Source organism: Xanthomonas hortorum pv. pelargonii (assembly GCF_024499015.1).
GTDB classification, from domain to species: domain Bacteria; phylum Pseudomonadota; class Gammaproteobacteria; order Xanthomonadales; family Xanthomonadaceae; genus Xanthomonas; species Xanthomonas hortorum_B.
Genome location: NZ_CP098604.1, coordinates 4100794 through 4119411 on the forward strand (window position 1 = coordinate 4100794; position 18618 = coordinate 4119411).

At 62.4% G+C, this 18618-nt stretch carries 14 protein-coding genes; 8 read left to right on the top strand and 6 right to left on the bottom strand.

Going from position 1 to position 18618, the window contains the following annotated elements; all coding sequences use genetic code 11:
* Window positions 1–3 precede the first annotated feature (3 nt).
* From mazG to NDY25_RS17630, 5 genes are all read left to right on the top strand, one after another.
* On the top strand, window positions 4–978 hold the full coding sequence (mazG, locus tag NDY25_RS17610; RefSeq protein ID WP_168958193.1) for a nucleoside triphosphate pyrophosphohydrolase: 975 nt from the start codon (window positions 4–6) through the stop codon (window positions 976–978).
* Window positions 975–1310 (top strand): YnfA family protein, encoded by a 336-nt coding sequence (locus NDY25_RS17615; protein ID WP_168958194.1) that lies wholly within the window; start codon window positions 975–977, stop codon window positions 1308–1310. Before mazG ends, NDY25_RS17615 begins: the two co-directional genes overlap by 4 nt.
* Before the next feature lie 196 nt (window positions 1311–1506).
* The gene (gene gcvT, locus NDY25_RS17620) at window positions 1507–2616 is read left to right on the top strand and encodes a glycine cleavage system aminomethyltransferase GcvT (protein WP_168958195.1); all 1110 of its coding nucleotides are present in this window, start codon (window positions 1507–1509) and stop codon (window positions 2614–2616) included.
* 141 nt (window positions 2617–2757) lie between these two features.
* Window positions 2758–3153 carry a glycine cleavage system protein GcvH gene (gene gcvH, locus NDY25_RS17625; RefSeq protein WP_168958196.1) on the top strand — a complete coding sequence of 132 codons (396 nt, stop codon included), beginning with the start codon at window positions 2758–2760 and terminating at the stop codon, window positions 3151–3153.
* Window positions 3154–4191: 1038 nt separating this feature from the next.
* Window positions 4192–4659 (top strand): hypothetical protein, encoded by a 468-nt coding sequence (locus NDY25_RS17630; protein WP_023904733.1) that lies wholly within the window; start codon window positions 4192–4194, stop codon window positions 4657–4659.
* A gap of 154 nt (window positions 4660–4813) precedes the next feature.
* Here the strand turns inward: NDY25_RS17630 and NDY25_RS17635 are convergent, their stop codons facing one another.
* The gene (locus NDY25_RS17635; RefSeq protein ID WP_487248490.1) at window positions 4814–6193 is read right to left on the bottom strand and encodes a serine hydrolase domain-containing protein; all 1380 of its coding nucleotides are present in this window, start codon (window positions 6191–6193) and stop codon (window positions 4814–4816) included.
* A gap of 333 nt (window positions 6194–6526) precedes the next feature.
* Here NDY25_RS17635 and NDY25_RS17640 point away from each other — a divergent pair, with 333 nt between their 5' ends.
* Window positions 6527–7891: an NTP/NDP exchange transporter gene (locus NDY25_RS17640; RefSeq protein ID WP_168958198.1), complete on the top strand. Its 1365-nt coding sequence runs from the start codon at window positions 6527–6529 to the stop codon at window positions 7889–7891.
* Between the two features lie 984 nt (window positions 7892–8875).
* Window positions 8876–9229 carry a DUF1304 domain-containing protein gene (locus NDY25_RS17645; RefSeq protein WP_168958199.1) on the top strand — a complete coding sequence of 118 codons (354 nt, stop codon included), beginning with the start codon at window positions 8876–8878 and terminating at the stop codon, window positions 9227–9229.
* A 227-nt stretch (window positions 9230–9456) separates the two neighbouring features.
* Here the strand turns inward: NDY25_RS17645 and NDY25_RS17650 are convergent, their stop codons facing one another.
* Window positions 9457–11931 carry an acyl-CoA dehydrogenase gene (locus NDY25_RS17650; RefSeq protein WP_168958200.1) on the bottom strand — a complete coding sequence of 825 codons (2475 nt, stop codon included), beginning with the start codon at window positions 11929–11931 and terminating at the stop codon, window positions 9457–9459.
* The gene (locus tag NDY25_RS17655; protein WP_168958201.1) at window positions 11928–12851 is read right to left on the bottom strand and encodes an alpha/beta fold hydrolase; all 924 of its coding nucleotides are present in this window, start codon (window positions 12849–12851) and stop codon (window positions 11928–11930) included. Before NDY25_RS17655 ends, NDY25_RS17650 begins: the two co-directional genes overlap by 4 nt.
* Before the next feature lie 137 nt (window positions 12852–12988).
* On the opposite strand from NDY25_RS17655, the gene NDY25_RS17660 reads away from it, so the two are divergent.
* Entirely contained in the window at window positions 12989–13597 is a 609-nt protein-coding gene (locus tag NDY25_RS17660) for a TetR/AcrR family transcriptional regulator (RefSeq protein WP_006452679.1), read from the top strand.
* A gap of 107 nt (window positions 13598–13704) precedes the next feature.
* Here the strand turns inward: NDY25_RS17660 and NDY25_RS17665 are convergent, their stop codons facing one another.
* The 3 genes from NDY25_RS17665 to hslO all read right to left on the bottom strand — a co-directional run bounded on the left by NDY25_RS17665 (window position 13705) and on the right by hslO (window position 18602).
* Window positions 13705–16476 (bottom strand): TonB-dependent receptor, encoded by a 2772-nt coding sequence (locus NDY25_RS17665; RefSeq protein WP_168958202.1) that lies wholly within the window; start codon window positions 16474–16476, stop codon window positions 13705–13707.
* A gap of 242 nt (window positions 16477–16718) precedes the next feature.
* Window positions 16719–17558, bottom strand: coding sequence for an XOO1806 family protein (locus NDY25_RS17670; protein ID WP_043889850.1), 840 nt, complete (start codon window positions 17556–17558; stop codon window positions 16719–16721).
* A 153-nt stretch (window positions 17559–17711) separates the two neighbouring features.
* Window positions 17712–18602 (bottom strand): Hsp33 family molecular chaperone HslO, encoded by an 891-nt coding sequence (hslO, locus tag NDY25_RS17675; protein ID WP_256627607.1) that lies wholly within the window; start codon window positions 18600–18602, stop codon window positions 17712–17714.
* Window positions 18603–18618 lie beyond the last annotated feature (16 nt).

The following is an 18618-nucleotide window of genomic DNA, read 5'->3' on the forward strand; positions in this document are numbered from 1 at the left end:
GCTATGCCTCAGACCCCGCCGACCGGCGACATCCAGCGCCTGCTGCAGTTGATGGCGCGTCTGCGCGATCGTGAGCACGGCTGTCCCTGGGATGTGGAGCAGACCTTCGCCAGCATCGCGCCCTACACGATCGAAGAAGCCTACGAAGTTGCCGATGCCATCGATCGCAACGACCTGCCGGGCCTGCGCGACGAATTGGGCGACCTGCTGCTGCAAGTGGTCTTCCATGCACAGATGGCAGCAGAGCAGGGCGCATTCGACTTTGCCGACGTGGTCGCCACACTCAGCGACAAGCTGGTGCGTCGCCACCCACATGTCTTCGCCGATCAACAGGTCGACGGCGCGCAGGCAGTGAGCGCCAACTGGGAGCAGATCAAGCGCGAAGAACGTCGCGCAGCCGGCCATCAGGACGACTCCGCACTGGCCGGCATCGCACGCGGCCTGCCGGAGTGGCAGCGCTCCACCAAGCTGCAGTCGCGCGCGGCGCGGGTCGGCTTCGATTGGCCCTGCCCGGCACCGGTGCTGGAAAAACTGCAGGAAGAAATCGAAGAGTTGCGCGTGGAGTTCGCACGCGGCTCGGTCGCCGACAACCAGGCACGGCTGGAAGACGAGCTTGGCGATGTGTTGTTCGTCTGCGCCAACTTGGCGCGGCACGCCAAGGTCGATGTGGGCGCCGCACTGCGCCATGCCAATCTCAAATTCGAGCGCCGCTTTCGCGCCATGGAAGCGCTCGCGCAGACCGCAGACACCAACCTGGCAGCACTGTCATTGGACCAACAGGAAGCGCTGTGGCAACAGGTCAAGCGCGGCGAGCGAGGTGAGGATCCGGCTGCTTTCGACCCGCTGGTCGTTGGCAAACCTGCCACCTATCAGTCAGTCGTCGGCGAGCAAGGTCTCGATGCCTCCGACCCGCATCAGGCAAACCGCGACCAGCAAGATTGGAACAAGCCCGATTTCGACAAGCCAGACCGCGCATGAATTTCGTACCGACCACGCTGCTGCTGTTCGCAGCCACCGCGGTCGCCGAACTGGTCGGTTGCTACCTTCCTTATCTATGGCTGCGCAAAGACGGCAGCATCTGGTTGTTGCTGCCGACCGCGTTGAGCCTTGCCATCTTCGTATGGTTGTTGAGCCTGCATCCCGAGGCCAGCGGGCGCGTGTATGCGGCCTATGGCGGCGTCTACATCGCCAGCGCCTTGTTGTGGTTGTGGTGGGTGGACCGGGTGACGCCGACGCGTTGGGATCTGTTGGGCGCCGCCTGCTGCCTGCTTGGCATGGCCATCATCATGTTTTCGCCGCGCAGCGTCTGATCGCGCGCATGGCGAGGTCGTGCGGCTGACGCAGCGCCACGCTTGCGACGCGCCGAGCATCGCAACGTGTGAATGCAGGGACTCGATGGCAGCTCATAGGAGTGGCGTCGCAAATTGCTGCGGCGCGGCGAACACGCCGTTCCCGCAAGCACGGCCGGGCGGCGATAATGGTCCTCTTTCCCTTGGACCGGCGCGCATGACCCAGAAGACCATCCTCAACGACACCCATCGCGCGCTCGGCGCCAAGATGGTCGACTTCGGCGGTTGGGACATGCCGATCCATTACGGCTCGCAGCTGGACGAACACCATCAGGTGCGTCGCGACGCCGGCATGTTCGACGTCAGCCACATGACCGTGGTCGATCTGCATGGCCCACGCGTGCGCGAGTTCCTGCGCTATCTGCTGGCCAATTCGGTGGACAAGCTCAAGGTCTCCGGCAAGGCGCTGTACACCTGCATGCTCAACCCGCAGGGCGGGGTGATCGACGACCTGATCGTCTATTTCATGAGCGAAGAGTTCTTCCGCCTGGTGGTCAACGCCGCCACCCGCGAAAAGGATCTGCAGTGGATCGGCGAGCAGGCCGCACGTTTCGATGTGCGCGTGGAAGAGCGCAGCGATTTCGCGATGATCGCCGTGCAAGGCCCCAACGCACGCGCCAAGGTCATCGAGCTGGTGGATCCTGCCGACAGCACTGCAGCCAGCAAGCTCGGCCGTTTCGCTGCACTGCAGACACATTCGCGCGATGGCATCGCACTGTTCCTCGCACGCACCGGCTACACCGGCGAAGACGGTTTCGAAATCGTGTTGCCGCAGGACGCGGCGATCGCGTTCTGGAACGCGCTGCTCGCGCAAGGCGTCAAGCCGGCCGGTCTGGGCGCGCGCGATACCTTGCGTCTGGAGGCAGGCATGAATCTCTACGGGCAGGACATGGACGACGCGGTCACGCCTTACGAAGCCGCATTGGCGTGGACGATCACATTGGACGAGGGCCGCGACTTCATCGGTCGCGCCGTGCTCGAAGCGCAAAAGGCGCAGGGCGCGCCGCGTCAACTCATCGGTGTGGTGATGGATGAGAAGGGCGTGCTGCGGCACGGCCAGAGCGTGCTCACCGCCAGCGGCGAAGGCGAGATCCTGTCCGGCACCTTCTCGCCCACCCTCGGCAAGGCGATCGCGTTCGCGCGCGTGCCGGCCGGCAGCATCGATAACTTGCGTGTGGACATCCGCGGCAAGCAGGTGCCGTTGCGTGCGGTGAAGTTTCCTTTCGTGCGCGATGGCCAGGCACAGCCCGGCGTGCTCGGGCAATGAGTCAAACGCTGCCGGGCGTGCAGACGTTCGGCAGCGCGCAACATCGGTAGCAACCAAGCGGCCCTATAAGCGCGTGCACCTGTCTTGTCGCGCGGTCTAAACTAGCCACCTGTCCCTAACCCCAGTTTCCCCGGAGCACACATGAGCGAGATCCCTGGCGACCTCAAGTTCCTCAAATCCCACGAATGGGCCCGCGTCGAAAACAGCGGCCGCGTGACCGTCGGTATCTCCGACCACGCGCAGGGCTTGCTGGGTGACCTGGTTTACGTCGAACTGCCGGGCGTCGGCGACACCGTGCAGGTCGGCAACGGCGCGGCGGTGGTGGAGTCGGTCAAGGCCGCCTCCGACGTCTACAGCCCGGTCAGCGGCACCGTCGTCGAGGTCAACAGCGCCCTCAGCGACAAGCCGGAAACCATCAACGAAGACGCTTACGGCGACGGCTGGATCTTCGTGGTCGAACTCGACGACAAGGAACAGCTCAACGATCTGCTGTCGCCGGACGACTACGCCGAGCTGCTGGAAGAAGACGCGCACTGATCGCGCCTGGCGCGTTGCAAGCTCGGATGGCCGCTCCTGGAGCGGCCATTTTTTTTTGCACGCCAGGCTGGCTGCGCCGGCGCGCCGGTATCGATTGCAGTGGCCAGCGAACTGCTGCATTGCCGAGTCGTCGAACGATGCCTGCATGCCAGGTGCCGGTCTCCATCGCCGCGCTCGGCGGCAGATCGAAAAACACCGCACGCGCCAGGCACGCATCACCACCACCGCGTCGAAGGATGTCCGCATGCAGGCGCGTCGGATTTCTGGCGTGAGCCAATCGTGAGGGCGCGGCGTGCGTGTGGTGAAAAAAACTGGCGCTCGCATGCGTCGATGGTCGATCGTTGGACGCGATGCAAGGCATGCATGCATGCGTCGAGTCGTCCATGCAGACGCATGCAAGGCGATCGAAGAGCGCAATAAGTTTGCGCATTTGTGCTGATGCGATGCCCCAAGTGCAGTCGTTGGATAAAAAATTTTCAGCTGGCGGACAGGCGACGCGAGACATCACTGCCTTGCACCTCGCGACGCGTCCGTCATGCCGATCCAGTCGCTGCATTTTTGACCGCTTCAAAAAAACAGCACAAAAGAAGTGGTTTTCTGAAAACCCGATTGCACGAAGGCGCGCGTCGCTCGCACGCGCATGCCAGTGCAAGGCCTGTCTGGATCACCTCGACGCGCTGCATTGCGATGGCTGGCTGAAAAAAAATTGCAAAAGAGTGTTGACAGTAAAAAAAAGCGTGATTAGGTTTCGCCCAGCAGACGTTGCTGCGAAAGAGAGTGAGCAGAATCGACATCAAGCCGACACGCTTGTTCCAGATGTCCACCGAAGCGCTATCCACGGTGGAGTCGGGTCCGCTTCTCTCCAAGAAAGCAGCAGTCGTTCCGATCACGCACCCGTGTCGCCGTTCGATGCGGGTGTTTCTGTATCCGTCCCGTCGCGCATCACCTGCGGATGGTTCCCGACGACGGCATGCCGTCGCGGGGTTTGGTTCAACTGGGCGTTTCACCTCCATAGTTCACTGACGAGGAGCCAATTACATGGCCACTAAAAAAGCTGCAAAAAAGAAACCCACCGCCAAGAAGGCAGTGAAGAAGACTGCCGCCAAGAAGGCAGTCAAGAAGGTCGCCAAGAAGGCAACCGCTAAGAAGGCAGTGAAGAAGGCTGCTGCCAAGAAGGCCGTCAAGAAGACTGCCAAGAAGGCAACCGCCAAGAAAGCAGTGAAGAAGACTGCCAAGAAGGCAACCAAGAAGACTGCCGCCAAGAAGGCAGTGAAGAAGACCGCAAAGAAGGCAGTGAAGAAGACTGCCAAGAAGGCGACCAAGAAGACGGCCGCCAAGAAAGCAGTCAAGAAGACCGCCAAGAAGGCAGCGGCTCCGAAGAAGGCGACCAAGAAGTCCGCCACCAAGAAGACTGCCGTAAAGAAGGTCGCCAAGAAGAAGCCGGCCGTTCGCAAGAAGAAGGCCGCTCCGGTCGCGCTGCCCGCAACTCCGGCGCCGCTGATCTGATCTGCAACACCCGATCGCCGTAAACATCGAGCTCTCTCCCCGACGCCCAGCGGGGAGGGAGCTTTTTTATTGGGTCGCTCTCAACAATCGCGAACGCCAAAAACAACAAAGGCGACCGAAGCCGCCTCTGTCCTGAATCGCTGCAAACGCTAACTCAGCGCGGCGATGCCACCGACTTGCCGGACGAGGCCCCCTTACCGGCAGGGTCGGGACGCTCGGCCAGCATGTTCTCGCTGCCGAAGTCGCCATCCACATCGATATCCAGCCAACGCTTGGCCGGCAGGCCGAGCGCACGATCCAGGATGGTCGGCAGCATGCCCGATGGCAGGCCGCTCTCGCCGTTCCACATGATGGCGATGCCGAGGTCGCGCTCGGGCAGCAGCGCGACCAGGCCGCGATACCCCTGCACCGCGCCGGCATGGAAGACCACTTGGTGGCCGGCGTAATCGAACACGCGCCAGCCCAGCGCGTAGCTGGCAGCATCCACACGCTCGTGGCGCCAACCCGAGCGCATCTCGCCCGGTGTGGAGATCAACGGCGCGTGCAGCGTCGCCAGCAGCGGCGCAGGCAGCACGTCGGTGCGGTGACCGGTGTGCGCGAGCAACCACTGCGCCATGTCGCTGGCGCTGGCGTTGACGCCGGCAGCGGGCGCCAGGCGGTAATAGGTCGGCTTGGGCGTCAGTGCCACCCAACCGCCGCGGCTGCGCACATGCGGGCGTGCCGCATGCGGGCTGGCCTGGATGCCGGCCAATCCCATGCTCGCATCGTTCATGCCCAACGGTTTGAAGATGCGGCGCTCCACCGACTGCTCATAAAAGCTGCCGGAAGCGGCGAACACCACATCGCCGACCAGACTGAAGGCCACGTTCTGATACGCATAGCAATCGCCCGGCGCGCAGCGCGAGGGTGCAGCGGCGAGCTTGTGGCTGAGCGAGTAGTAGTCGACGTTGGATTCGATATCGCGGTCGTAGGCGTTGCGGGTCAGGCCAACGCGGTGGCTAAGCACCTCGGCCACAGTGAGCTGGTGGGTGGCGACGTTATCGCTGAGCTGGAAGCCGGGCACGTAATCGACCACCTTGCTGTCCCAACGCAGCACGCCGTCGTTGACCAACAGGCCGGCCATGGTGCTTGCGAACGCCTTGGACAGCGAGGCGAGGCGGAACACGGTGTGGCCATCGACCGGCTGCGGATGATTGACATCGGTGACGCCATAGCCGCGCGCGCTCAGCACCTTGCCGCCCTGCACGATCGCCATCGCGATACCGGGTACGCGGTTGCCGTAGGTCAACTGATTGGCCATCGACTCGAACGCGGCCACATCGAAGCCGGCCGCCGGTATCAGCACACTGCCGGCCGGGAGCGAAGCGCGATACTGCAGCGGAGCGGTGGGCGACTGTGCGGCGGTGGCCGGCTGCAGCGCAGAGGCAGCTGGCGCAGGTGTCTGCGCGGTGGAAGAGAGGGCCAGAGGCAATAACGCCCCGAGCAGCCCGATGGCCAACGGACGAAACCGTCGGGGCCTGCGCATTTCAGTCATGGTTGTCCCGCCTGTTCCACTGCCTCCGGCGATTCTAGCGCTGCGCTTCGCAATAGCACAAACTGCCAGAAGATGAATGGGCATCATATTGATCCTATTGATGATTTTAGGTTCAGAAATCGGGCGGCGCGGAGCGCTTCGAGTGCGCCTCGGCACCTTTGCAGATGTGGCTGCAAGCGGCGTGCCGTCTGGATGCAGGATCAGTCCGTTGTGTTCTGCACCGCGCCGCTGGTGGTGCTGCGCCGCATCGGCTAACTTGCGCGCTTCCTTCGCGGGTGCCGCCGCTGCCATGTCCTTGCTGTCGGGCCCGTTTGTGCAGGCGATTTGTTCACCATGACGAGCCGATTTTCTTCGTCGCAGTCTGCGGCTGGCCGTTTGAGCGGTGCATTGCGCAGCTCGCCGCCGCTGGCGTGGAGTTTTCTGTATTTCTTCTGCCTGCTCAGCGGGTATTACGTGCTGCGCCCGGTGCGCGAGGCGATGAGCGCCTCGGCGGATGTGGAAGCGATCTTTCCCACCGGCATGATCGCCTTCTTTGCCGCGCATGGCATGCCGCTCAAGGACTTCACCCTGCAAGTGCTGTTTACCTGCACCTTCCTGATCATGGTGTTGCTGCAGCCGGTCTACGGCGCATTGGTCAGCCGCTATCCGCGCCGGGTGTTCCTGCCGGTGGTGTATGGCTTCTTCATCGCGACCCTGTTGCTGTTCTACGTGTTGTTCGATAGCGGGGTGCCCGGGCGCGGCATGGCGTTCTTTTTGTGGGTGACCGTCTTCAACCTGTTTGCGGTGGCGGTGTTCTGGAGCTTCATGGCCGACGTCTTCAGCAATGCCGAAGCGCGCAGTTACTACGGTTACATCGGTGCGGCCGGCACGCTGGGCGCGTTTCTCGGGCCGATCCTCACCCGCACCCTGGTCGAGCGTATCGGTATCGCGCATCTGATGCTGGTGTCGGCCGGGTTTCTGACGGTGTGCGTGGTCTGCGTGCTGCGTCTGCGCTTGTGGGCGGTTGCGCGCGAGCAGGAGCGACAGCTGAGCTCCGGCGAAGTGCCGATGGGCGGCAATGTTCTGGGCGGGCTCAAGCTGATCGTGCGGGAGCCGTTGCTGCGCTGGTTGGCCTTCATGGTGTTGTTCGGTGTGGGCGTCGGCACCTTGCTCTACAACGAGCAGGCAGCGCTGGTACGGCGGCTATACACGGACGCAGCGGCAGCCACCGCCTATTACGCGAGTATCGATCTGGCGATCAACGCGCTCACCCTGGTGTTGCAGCTGCTGGTGACGCGCGCGCTGTTGTCGCGTTTCGGTATCGGACCGGCGCTGTTGATTCCGGGCGTGGCGATCACGCTGGGCTATGCCGTGCTGACGGCCTCGCCGTTGCCGATGATGATCGCGATCGTGCAGGTGATCACGCGCTCCAGCGAGTTCGCACTGGCCAAGCCGGCGCGCGAGACCTTGTACACGCGCGTCGACCGGGAATGGCGTTACAAGGCCGGCGCGGCGATCGACACCGTGATCTACCGCGGTGGCGATCTCACCTTCGTGTGGGTGCACAAGCTGGTGTCGGCATTCGGCTCCAGTGCCGTGTTCGGCGTCGGTCTGCTGGTGGCCTCGGGCATGACACTGGGCGCATTCGGTCTGCTGCGCGAGGCGCGCAAACTGCCTGCCGAGCGCGATGCGCAGACCGTCAGGCAGGTGTCCGACTAAGAGGGGCTGGCAAAACTACTTGCCGCCATCAGGCGGGCGCGACTGTTGCTGGGTACGACATGTACCACTGATACAGCTGGTTCTGAGCGCGCCGTGCATATCTGCTTGCTTATTACTCGCGACGTTTTGTCAGCCAGTTCAAGGCAGCGACATCTCTGTTGCCTTGGAGTAGTTGGACAGTGTTGATAGCTCCTTTGCAGAGCGGATGATCTCAGGGCTGGAGCGGTTGATCTGCGGCCTGGCTGCAGGGCCCTTGCCCGCCCACCATCGCAGGACACGCCGCAAGTACGTCCGTGTAGGCTCTTACGCGGCATCCATGCCGCGTAAGGTCCCGCGACGGTGGGCGGGCAAGGACCAATCAAGAGTGTCGGTGTGTAGGGTGCAAGCAGTGCATGATGTGCTTCCAATTCGCTAACTCTCATGTAGATGCGGCCTGCAACAGCAGGCCGATGTAACCGGAGAGATGGCCCGCTTTTCACAAAGCTAGCGATCAGCTCCCTGGTGCGGTGTCCTCACCGCTTGCGGGACCGTGTAGCGGCATGGATGCTGCCACCGAGCCTACATGGATGTACTTGCGGCGTGTCCTGCTAGCGGCGAGGGCATCGCGCCCTCAACCAACGCGGCTTGGGACCATCCAGATGACGCGAAGAGCGGCAACAGAACGCCGTGCTCACTTTCAGGCTGTCGCGGATGGTGTTCGGCGAGGCATGTAGTACGTGGCACTCCGATCCCGAGCGTGCTCTGCGTGCTACCGGTGGAGTGCTCGCGATCTTCTATCAGCCACTCCAGGAGCAGGCAGCAAGCCACTGCGCGGCTGTCAAACAAACGTAGCCGGTGCGCGCAATCACAACGTTCTACTGGTGCGTGCAGATCTTGCATCTCTTCCGCCCATCTTGCGGCAGCATGAGGTTTGATCGGTTGCTTCGGACCAGACGACTGCAATCACGACTATGCTGGCTGCCACGTTCATTACGCCAATCTGCCATGTCCCTGTTCGCCATCGTCGCCGGCCTGTGCGTCGCTCTGCTGCACCTCTACATCCTGGTGTTGGAAATGGTGCTGTGGACGCACCCGCTGGGGTTGAAGACCTTCCGCAATACGCTCGAGAAAGCCCAGGCCACCCGTGTGCTGGCAGCCAACCAGGGCCTCTACAACGGCTTCCTGGCCGCCGGTCTGTTCTGGGGCGCGTTGCAGGCCCGCACCGACGTGCTGAGCTTCTTCCTTGGCTGTGTGGTCGTGGCGGGTTGCTACGGCGCCTATAGCGTCAACCGTCGCATCTTCTTTGTGCAGGCGTTGCCGGCGCTGATTGCGTTGGCATTGGTGTGGTTGCCGCGCTGAGGTTCTTCCGTCAGCGTCTTCGCTTCTCGTAGGAGCGGGCTTGCCCGCGATGAAGCATTACCGGTAACGCTTCATCGCGGGCAAGCCCGCTCCTACAAAGGTGTAGCCGCCGGGAACTGGTCGACAGACCAAGGCTGCTGGCAGCGTATCCGCGAGATTGCCGTTCTCCACAAACAACGACGGCGGGCCGAAGCCCGCCGTCGTCTGCTGTCACCTTGGCCTGCGCGTTACGCCGCTTCGCGCGGCTGCTGTGCCTGCGGCTTGTCGTAGTAGCTGGCCGCACGCAACTCATGCGGATCGAAGTCGTCCACGGTGATGGTGTCCATCATGATCGCGCGCAACTCTTCCAGCTGCCTGCGCTCGTCGATGGTGATCACGCCCTCGGCCACGGCCTCGTCCAGCTGCGCGGGGAAATCCAGTGCCTCAATGCCCTTGGTCTTGAGCGCCTTGAGGAACTTGCGCTCCACCGGCTCTGCCAGCACGGCCTTGGCCAGATAGCTGGCGATACGGCCGCCGGGGTTGTTGGCGCATGGGGTCAGGAACACGCCCTGGCCCAAACGATCGCGTGCCTCGTTCGGCGTCATCAAAATCGATGCCACGCGATGGCCCAGACGGTCGCCCGGTGCTTCGGCACGACGGCCCAGCGGGAAGATCAGTACCCACATCAGCCAGCCCACCGGGCGGATCGGGAAGTTGCGCAGCGCGGCCGACAGCGAGGTCTCGATCTTGTGCACGCTGTCGTGGAAGGCCCACGCCAGCAGCGGCTGATCGGCTGCCGGTGCACCTTCGTCGTGATAGCGCTTGAGCATCGCGCTGGTCAGGTAGATGTGGCTCAGCACATCGCCCAGGCGACCGGACAGCGATTCCTTGAACTTGAGCTTGCCGCCCAGCATCAGCATCGACACGTCGGCCATCAGCGCCAGGTTGGCGGAATAGCGATCCAGCTTGCGGAAGAACCGACGCGTGTACGCATCACCCGGTGCAGCGCCGATACGTGCGCCGGTCAGGCCGAACCAGAACGAACGTACCGCGTTGGAAATGCCGAAGCGGATGTGACCGAACAGGCTCTGATCGAAGTCTTCCAGACCACGGCGCGTATCCGGATCCTGCGCCGCCTTCATTTCCTTCATCACCCACGGATGGCACAGGATCGCGCCCTGACCGAAGATCAGCAGACTGCGGGTCATGATGTTGGCGCCTTCCACGGTCACGCCGATTGGCGCGGACTGCCAGGCACGGCCGGCGAAGTTACGCGGCCCCAAAATAATTCCCTTGCCGCCGATCACATCCATCATGTCGCTGACCACTTCGCGGCCCATGGTGGTGCAGTGGTACTTGGCGATCGCCGACGGCACCGATGGCACATCGCCACGGTCCACCGCCGCCGCCGTGGCTTGCGACAGCGCACTGATCGCATAGGCCTTGCCGCCGATGCGTGCGAGCGCTTCTTCCACGCCCTCGAAGCGGCCGATCGACAGACCGAACTGCTTACGGATGCGCGCATACGCACCTGTCACCACCGCCGCGTACTTGCCGCCGCCGCTGGCCGTGGAGGGCAGGGTGATCGAACGACCCACCGCCAGACACTCGTTGAGCATGTTCCAGCCCTTGCCGACCATGTCCACGCCACCGATCAACTGGCTGAGCGGAATGAACACCTCGTTGCCGCGGATCGGTCCGTTCTGGAAGGTGGAATTCAGCGGGAAATGCCGGCGGCCGATTTCCACTCCCGGCGTTTCGCGCGGCAACAGCGCCAGGGTGATGCCGATGTCCTTGTTGTCGCCGATCAAGCCTTCCGGGTCATACATGCGGAACGCCAGGCCGATCAGTGAGGCCACCGGTGCCAGAGTGATGTAACGCTTGTCGAAGGTGAGCTTGACGCCGAGCACGTTGGCGCCATTCCACTCGCCCTTGCAGACAATGCCGTAGTCCGGGATCGAGGTCGCATCGGAGCCGGCGAACGGGCCGGTCAGACCAAAACACGGCACCTCGGCGCCGATGGCCAGACGCGGCAGGTAATAGTCCTTCTGTTCCGGCGTGCCGTAATGCAGCAGCAACTCGCCCGGCCCGAGCGAATTGGGCACACCGACGGTGGAGCTGACCACGCTAGAGATCGAGGACAGCTTCTGGATCACCTTGTGGTGCGCCAGCGCGCTGAAGCCCAGGCCGCCGTACTGCTTCGGAATGATCATGCCGAAGAATTTCTGCTTCTTGATGTAATCCCACAGCTCCGGCGGCAGATCGGCGTGGACATGGGTGATTTCCCAGTCGTTGACCATCTTGCACAGCTCTTCGACCGGGCCATCCAGAAACGCCTGCTCTTCTGCGGTCAGCTGCGGCTTGGGGTAGTTGAGCAGCTTCTGCCAATCCGGATCGCCGGTAAACAGCTCGCCTTCGAAGCCCACCGAGCCGGTTTCCAGCGCGATGCGCTCGGTCTGCGACAGCGGCGGCAGCACCTTGCGGAAGAAGCCCATCAGCGGCGTGGTCAGCAGCGGCTTGCGCAGGAACGGCAGCAAGACAGGCGCCGACACCAGCACCACCAGTACGGCAGCGACGATGGTTGCGGTGAGATTGGCACCCAGCAACCAGCACGCCACCAGCACGCAGGCGCTCAGCGCGACCCAGGTGGCAAGGCGCATGCGGTGGTAGGCAGCGATGCCCGCCGCCAGGATGACGAGGAGGAACGGTGCAACGATGCTCATGGTCTTGCTCCAGTGACATGCTCGGTAATGTTGGACGCTGCGATGGTGCCAACCGAGGGCAGTGCATCCAGATAATGCAACACGGTGGCGGTAAATGTGGTGTTGTCGTCGCCGGCCAGCATGTGCGTGGCATCGGGCAACTGCACGTGCTGCGCATGCGGTGCGATCGACAGGAATTCGCTGATGGTGTCCGGTGTGACCAGATCGCTACGTCCGCCGCTGATCAGCAGCATCGGGCAACGCACCTGTGACGCGGCGTCGAGCAATGCCTGCTGCTGCGTATGCGGATCCTGCCCCGCCAGTTCGTCGACCAGGCGCGGGTCCCAATGCCAGTGCCAACGCCCGTCGGCACGCTGCCGCAACAAGGCCTGCAATTGGTCTGCGGTCTTGCGCGGACGATGCGGCAAATATGCGGCAATCGCGTCTGCCGCGGCATCCAGCGATGCGAATCCGCCCGGATGTGCAGTCATGAAACGCAGGATGCGCTCCACGCCCCGCGTATCCCAGCGCGGCGTGATGTCGACCAGCACGATCGCCCGAAACAAACCCGGCCAGCGCGCCTCTGCCAGCAGACCAAACAGCCCGCCCATCGAGGCGGCGACCAGCACCGGCGGCTCGGATTGCTCACCGGCAAGCACGATCAGATCGTCGGTGAATTGCGTGGCCGAGTAGGGCACCTCAGCATCGTTGACGCTGGAATCGCCATGCCCGCGTGCGTCGTAAGACAGCGCCCGGTAGCCGGCTTCCGCCAAGGCGGTGGCCGTGCCTTCCCATGCGTGTCGTGTCTGGCCGAATCCATGCGCAAACAGCACGGTCGGTGCGCGTTCTGCGCCCTGCGCCGACACCGCAAGCAACGTCTCACCAATACGGATGTGGGTGACAGACGTAATGCAGGCGAGGCTAGAGGAAGAGGTGACCATACCTAATGGTATGGATCTAGTGTGCTCACTGTCAATACTCAGTGGTATGGATGGTTAAGCCATTGAATCCTGGCAGTTGTGCCTGCATTTTCTGCCGCATACTGCAATCGACCCGAGCGTATGGTTAAATCGTCACAATGAACGACACCACCGATTCCAGCCCCACCACGCCCCGCGCCAGTTCCGGTCGCGGTCAGCGCCTCAGCGCAGACGACTGGGCACAGGCCGCGCTGGACCTGATCGCCGAACAAGGTGTCGGTGCAGTCGCCGTAGAACCACTGGCGCGCCGACTCGGCGTCACCAAGGGCAGCTTCTACTGGCACTTTCCCTCGCGCGACGCGCTGCTGCAGGCAGCCCTCGAACGCTGGGAGATCTTCGAGCAAAAAGAAGTGTTCGGCAGCCTAGAAGACGTTCCGGATCCCAGCGCACGCTTACGCGCACTGTTTCAACTGGTCGCGCACGAAGTCAAACCGCATGTCATCTACAGCGAACTGCTCAAGGCACTCGACCATCCGGCCGTGCGCCCGGTCATCGACCGCGTCTCGCAACGCCGCCTCGACTACCTGATCGCCTCGTTCCGCCAGGCCGGCCTCACCCGCACCGACGCCCAACACCGCGCCCGCCTGGCCTATGCCGCCTATGTCGGTTTCCTGCAGCTGTCGCTGCAACTACAGCAACCCAAGCAGGCCCGCGAAGACTTCGAAGCCTACGTCGAGCATGTGATTCAGACGTTGATTCCTGGGTGAGCTAAACAGTAGATAGCGAGTTGCTCGCTTCTTGAAATCCAGACATGACTACGGCCCCGATTGGGGCCGTAGTTACTTTACGCAGCTGGTTTTATCAGCCGCTTCGATCAGAAGCGCTGACGGTACTGCATGTACATATAGCGGCCCGGCACGTCGTACTGCGGGTCGAACCTGTTGGCCGACGTGCTGTACGAAACCGGCGGATCCTTGTCGAACGCGTTGTTCAAGCCAAGCGATACGGTCGCATTCCAAGGCGTGCTGTAACGGAACTGGATGTCGTGATACGTCGTCGCGCCAATGTGGTTGCGCGGTTCAGCACCATCGGCCGTGACACGATCAGGATCGGAGCAGTAAGCCTGCGCCAATGCCGCTGACAAGGGGCAGGACTCCGCCATACCGGACTTGTAACGCAGGCCCCAGTTGATACCGAAGTCACCCAACGACCAGTCGACATACAGGTTGGAACGGATGCGCCAGTAAGGATCCTGGTTCAGGTAACGACCCTGGAACTGTTCGAGTTCGGAATCGGCAGTTGCCTTGGTTTCCCAGCTCGACAGATAAGTCGAATCCCAGCTGATGGTGAACTGGCCGAATGCCGTTTCCGGCAAGCGGTAATTGATGGCCAGATCCCAACCTTCCACCTTGTACGACGACAAATTCAACAGTGGCATGTTGATGTTGGTGACGGTGTAAGCGCCATCGGCATAGTTCGGGTCGCGCGTGATGAGCGCGCAGTACTCGGCCTGCTCACCCGCACTGCCGCCATAGCACTTGTCCAGGATGAACTGGGATTCCGGACGTGTGATCGCGTTTTCGATCTCGATCTGCCACCAATCCAGGCTCACATTCAGGCCTTGCGCGAAGCTCGGACTGAACACAAAGCCCAGCGTGCGGCTGGTCGAAGTTTCAGGCTGCAGCTGATCGTTGGAGGTCCAGGTGAACGGCTCAAGGGTCTGCTTGGCACCATTGCCTGCACCAGGCTGCACGAAGTTCGCAGGCACGCCTGCCGCTGCACAGTTCTGCGCCACCACCGGGTTGCTCAGCTGGCCGGACTGGCTCGAGCACGGATCGGCGTAGGTCTCGAACGAATCGGAATTGCCTGCGAACAGATTGTTGATGCTCGGGGCACGGAAGCCTTCGCTGTAGTTACCGCGGATCATCAAGTCCTGGATGGGTTTCCAGCGGAAACCGAACTTGTTGTTCACGGTGTCACCGAAATTGCTGTAATCCGAGTAGCGGGTAGCAAGGCTGAAGTCCAGCAGCTGGGCACCCGGCAGGTCAGCCAGGACCGGAACCGACAGTTCCAGGTAGAACTCGTCGAGGCTGTAGGAGCCGGCCGTCGGGCGCGCGCCATTGCCCGTACTCAGGCCTGCGGCAATGAAGGCGTCCGGATCGAACTGGCCACTTTCCTTACGGTATTCGTAGCCAGCAGCGAAGGCCAGCGGGCCTGCCGGCAGGTCTACGATATCGCCGCTGATGTTTGCGGTATAACCCTTCGATTCGACCATCGACGAATCATGCGCAGTGAAACTGGTGTAATCCAGCGCATCCTGAGTGATCGAGCCGCGCGGTCCCAGTGGATTGACCGGCACGCAGCCCGGAATCACGTCGCCGCCCGGACCGGAAACGCAGACCGGCACGCCATTGCGCAGCTCAGACGGCCCGTAGGCATTGTTTAGATTGGACAGGTTGAACAAGCCATAGGTCAGGACATTTTCATCCGACTTGTCGTAGCGATAGCCCACGTCCCAGTCGAAGCTGCGATCGGCAAATTCAAAGAAGCCTTCAAGGCCACCATAGAAGTGCCAGTTCTTCACATTCTGATTGAAAGAGCGGCCACCGGACTCGATGAAGCGACGATTGACGCCGGTCAGATCCTGACCAAACGGGTTGTAAAGACTATCTGCACTGAGCGTCAGGCCAGTGATTGGCATTGCTGCGAGCAGCTGCTCAGACTTGCGCTCGTTGTACATCGCCTCGGTGCGGAACGTCACGTTGTCGGTGAAGTTGAAGCTACCTTGGGCAAACAGCGAGGTGCGCTCCTGCGGAGTGAGCAGATAGTTGTCCGGTGCAGTGTTGTAACCGTGAACATTGGCAACGTACGGAGTTTCGACGCCATTGATCAGAATGTTGCGTGAGCCATTCCGGATATACGAACCCGGGAAGCCGGTGCCGCTCTGGCCGCTGAAGAACGGCGGGCCGCCGGCAGAGATCTCCCGATCGCCCGCCATCACCGACTCTTCCTGGACATAGGAAGCGCCGATCAACAGGCTTGCGCGATCGGTGGTGGTGCCGATGGTGAAGTCGTATGCCTGACGCTGGCCGTCGCCATCGCTGTACTGACCGACGTTGACGCCAGCTTCGGCGCCGTCGAAGTTCTTGCGGGTAATGATATTCACCACGCCGGCAATGGCGTCGGAACCGTAAATCGTGGAAGCGCCATCCTTCAGGATGTCAATGCGCTCGACCATCGCAGTCGGAATGGTGTTGAGGTCGACGCTGCCGTCCAGGCCGGTGGTCCAGCGGCGGCCGTTGACCAATACCAGCGTACGCGCGCTGCCCAGGTTGCGCAGCGCAATGCCGGAACTGCCGTCGCCGCCGTTGTTGAAGGTGCGATTCAGGGCTGCGCCGTTGGCCGCGACACGCTGCAGCACATCTGCAACAGAGGTGACGCCCTGCTTATCGATGTCCTGGCGAGTCAACGTCAGAACCGGCTGCGAGGTTTCAACGTCTGCGCTCTTGATGCGCGAACCGGTCACTTCGATCTTGTCGAGGTTGGTGGTGCCGGCTTCCTGCGCGACGGCGGTACCGATACCGGCCACGCCCACGACAAGCGCGAGGACAACTGCATCGCGCAGCTTGTTGGACTTGCAATTCATTAGCTCTCTCTCCAAGTGATCTTGGGTACTGCCAAGGGTTGTTTGCCTGTCGGGGGTTCCGAAAGAAGCGGATCCAAAACGTCAGGGTGAACCGATGGTATATGCGTTGCGCGAAGAATTAAAGTCCCGTTAACGAAAAAGAAGAAAGACGTGAAACAGAGACGCGCGACAGCATCCAGAACGAAAAACGCCACCGGCGACGAACCGGTGGCGTTCTGGGAAAGTACTTTTGAATCAGTGGCTTACAGGTCTTGTTCGTACCGAACGTACGGAATCGTGCCGTCGTTGTTGCTTTCGTTGTTCGGGGCGAAGGGATTTTTGCCGCGGGAGATGACATTTTCCGCGCCGACTGTCAACTGCCCGCTCCAGGGAGTGCGCCAGGTCAGACCGAGGCCCAGGCCTTCCCATTTTTCCGGCTGGCCGGGAACGTCGACCACGCGGCCGATGACATTGGCGCTGAAGGCACCATAGCCGCCGCCGACGCTGAGGGTCTTGGTGTCCCACTGGTCAGCGATGGCCGGGGAGACGTCGGCCAGCGGCACCAGCCGCGCGCGGGCATAGGTGCCGCCGATCGAGACGAAGCCTTCGCGGCCGATGTTCTTCTGGCCGAACACGGTCAGGTCGTTCTGTTCGACGCGGGTCAACGGTGCCTTGCCGGCGCCGATCAACCAGGCGGGCAAGGTGTCGCGGCCGGTGCCGGCGGTGACGCCTGCACGTGCGCCAGCGCGATTGAAACCCAGCGTCGCCGAGACCCGGCGCGATGCGGCAGCGCTGTCGTCTTCTTCGTCGCCGATGCCGGCAAGCAGGCAATGGCTGGCCAGACCGTTGATGTTGGTGCCGCGGCTGCTGTTGCAGATCAGGCCCAGCGAATCGCCCGAGGTCAGGCCGAAGGCCGCATCCAGCGAATTGCGACCGAAGTGCCAGCGTGCGCCGGCCTTCTGCTCACCGGTCGGCTCAAGGTACAGAAAGGCTTCCACCTTGCCGCTACCCTTGTTCCACACCGGCAGGATCGTGCTCTCGCGCAACTGCTGGGAGGCTGCCGACTGCGCGTGCACACCCGTGGCTGCCGCAAGGGCAACCAGCAAAGCGAGCGGAAGGCGCAGGAAGTGTCGCATACCAGAGTTCAGACCCAGGGGCAGTTGTTAAGTTCCCGAGAGCGGGCGACGAGAATGCTAGGGTGTTTATGATTATTTAACAAGTGGGCGCGTTCCCCAGAACGCGTCAGTCAAACCTTTCTACTGCAACCTTTCCGGCGCTTCCTGAGAGGGTTGCGCTGCGCTGAAAAGTACGTCCAGCGCGGTCAACGGAAAGTGATACTCACGCCCGCAGAACTCGCAGCGCACCTCGACTTCGCCGGTCGCCTCCGCCGCTGCGCGGGCTTCTTCTTCGCCCAGGGATTGCAGCATCGAGGCGACCCGCTCGCGCGAGCAGGAGCAGCCGAAGCTGAGCGGCTTATTGCCCAGCAACTGCAGGTCTTCTTCGTGGAACAGGCGGTGCAGCAGGTCTTCGGCGGCCACTGATAGCAGTTCCGGGGCGCCCAGGGTGTCGAACAGCGCGCCGATGCGGGTCCAGCCGTCGTTGTCGCCCTCGTCGCCGGGCAGTTTTTGCAGCAACAGTCCGGCGGCTTGGTCCAGGCCTGCGGCCAGCAGCAGGCGGGTCGGCAACTGTTCGGACTGGTGGAAATAGGTCTCGAAGGCTTCGGCCAGATCCGGGGCCTGCATGCCGACCAGGCTCTGGTAGCGCTGCGGTTCGCGCGGGTCCAGGCCGGGATTTTCGATGGTGATCGCCAGTAGTGCGGCCTCGCCCAGTTCGCGCAGGTCGGCGGGTGCATCGGCGCCGTCGGCCAGTTGCACGATGCCGCGCAAGGTGCCTCCCGCGGTGCATTCGGCGAACAAGGTGCGCAGTGTTTCATTGCCGCGCAGCTGTACCGACAGACGCCCGTCGACCTTGGTATGGCCGGTGAACAATGCCGCGGCGACCGCCGCTTCGCCGAGCAACTGGCGTGCGGAAGGCGGGTACTCGGCCGCGCCCTGGATGTCGTGCCAGGCCTGGGTCAGGCGCACGTGGACGCCGCGCACGCCGGCGGCAGGCAGCAGGAAACGGGAAAGCTGATCGTGATCGGTCATGGGAACATCGGACGTA

Bases quoted from the DNA above. Each gene is read 5' to 3' on its own strand.
- mazG (WP_168958193.1), top strand. From the start codon at position 4: ATGCCTCAGACCCCGCCGACCGGCGACATCCAGCGCCTGCTGCAGTTG.
- NDY25_RS17615 (WP_168958194.1), top strand. From the start codon at position 975: ATGAATTTCGTACCGACCACGCTGCTGCTGTTCGCAGCCACCGCGGTC.
- gcvT (WP_168958195.1), top strand. From the start codon at position 1,507: ATGACCCAGAAGACCATCCTCAACGACACCCATCGCGCGCTCGGCGCC.
- gcvH (WP_168958196.1), top strand. From the start codon at position 2,758: ATGAGCGAGATCCCTGGCGACCTCAAGTTCCTCAAATCCCACGAATGG.
- NDY25_RS17630 (WP_023904733.1), top strand. From the start codon at position 4,192: ATGGCCACTAAAAAAGCTGCAAAAAAGAAACCCACCGCCAAGAAGGCA.
- NDY25_RS17635 (WP_487248490.1), bottom strand. From the start codon at position 6,193: ATGACTGAAATGCGCAGGCCCCGACGGTTTCGTCCGTTGGCCATCGGG.
- NDY25_RS17640 (WP_168958198.1), top strand. From the start codon at position 6,527: ATGACGAGCCGATTTTCTTCGTCGCAGTCTGCGGCTGGCCGTTTGAGC.
- NDY25_RS17645 (WP_168958199.1), top strand. From the start codon at position 8,876: ATGTCCCTGTTCGCCATCGTCGCCGGCCTGTGCGTCGCTCTGCTGCAC.
- NDY25_RS17650 (WP_168958200.1), bottom strand. From the start codon at position 11,931: ATGAGCATCGTTGCACCGTTCCTCCTCGTCATCCTGGCGGCGGGCATC.
- NDY25_RS17655 (WP_168958201.1), bottom strand. From the start codon at position 12,851: ATGGTCACCTCTTCCTCTAGCCTCGCCTGCATTACGTCTGTCACCCAC.
- NDY25_RS17660 (WP_006452679.1), top strand. From the start codon at position 12,989: ATGAACGACACCACCGATTCCAGCCCCACCACGCCCCGCGCCAGTTCC.
- NDY25_RS17665 (WP_168958202.1), bottom strand. From the start codon at position 16,476: ATGAATTGCAAGTCCAACAAGCTGCGCGATGCAGTTGTCCTCGCGCTT.
- hslO (WP_256627607.1), bottom strand. From the start codon at position 18,602: ATGACCGATCACGATCAGCTTTCCCGTTTCCTGCTGCCTGCCGCCGGC.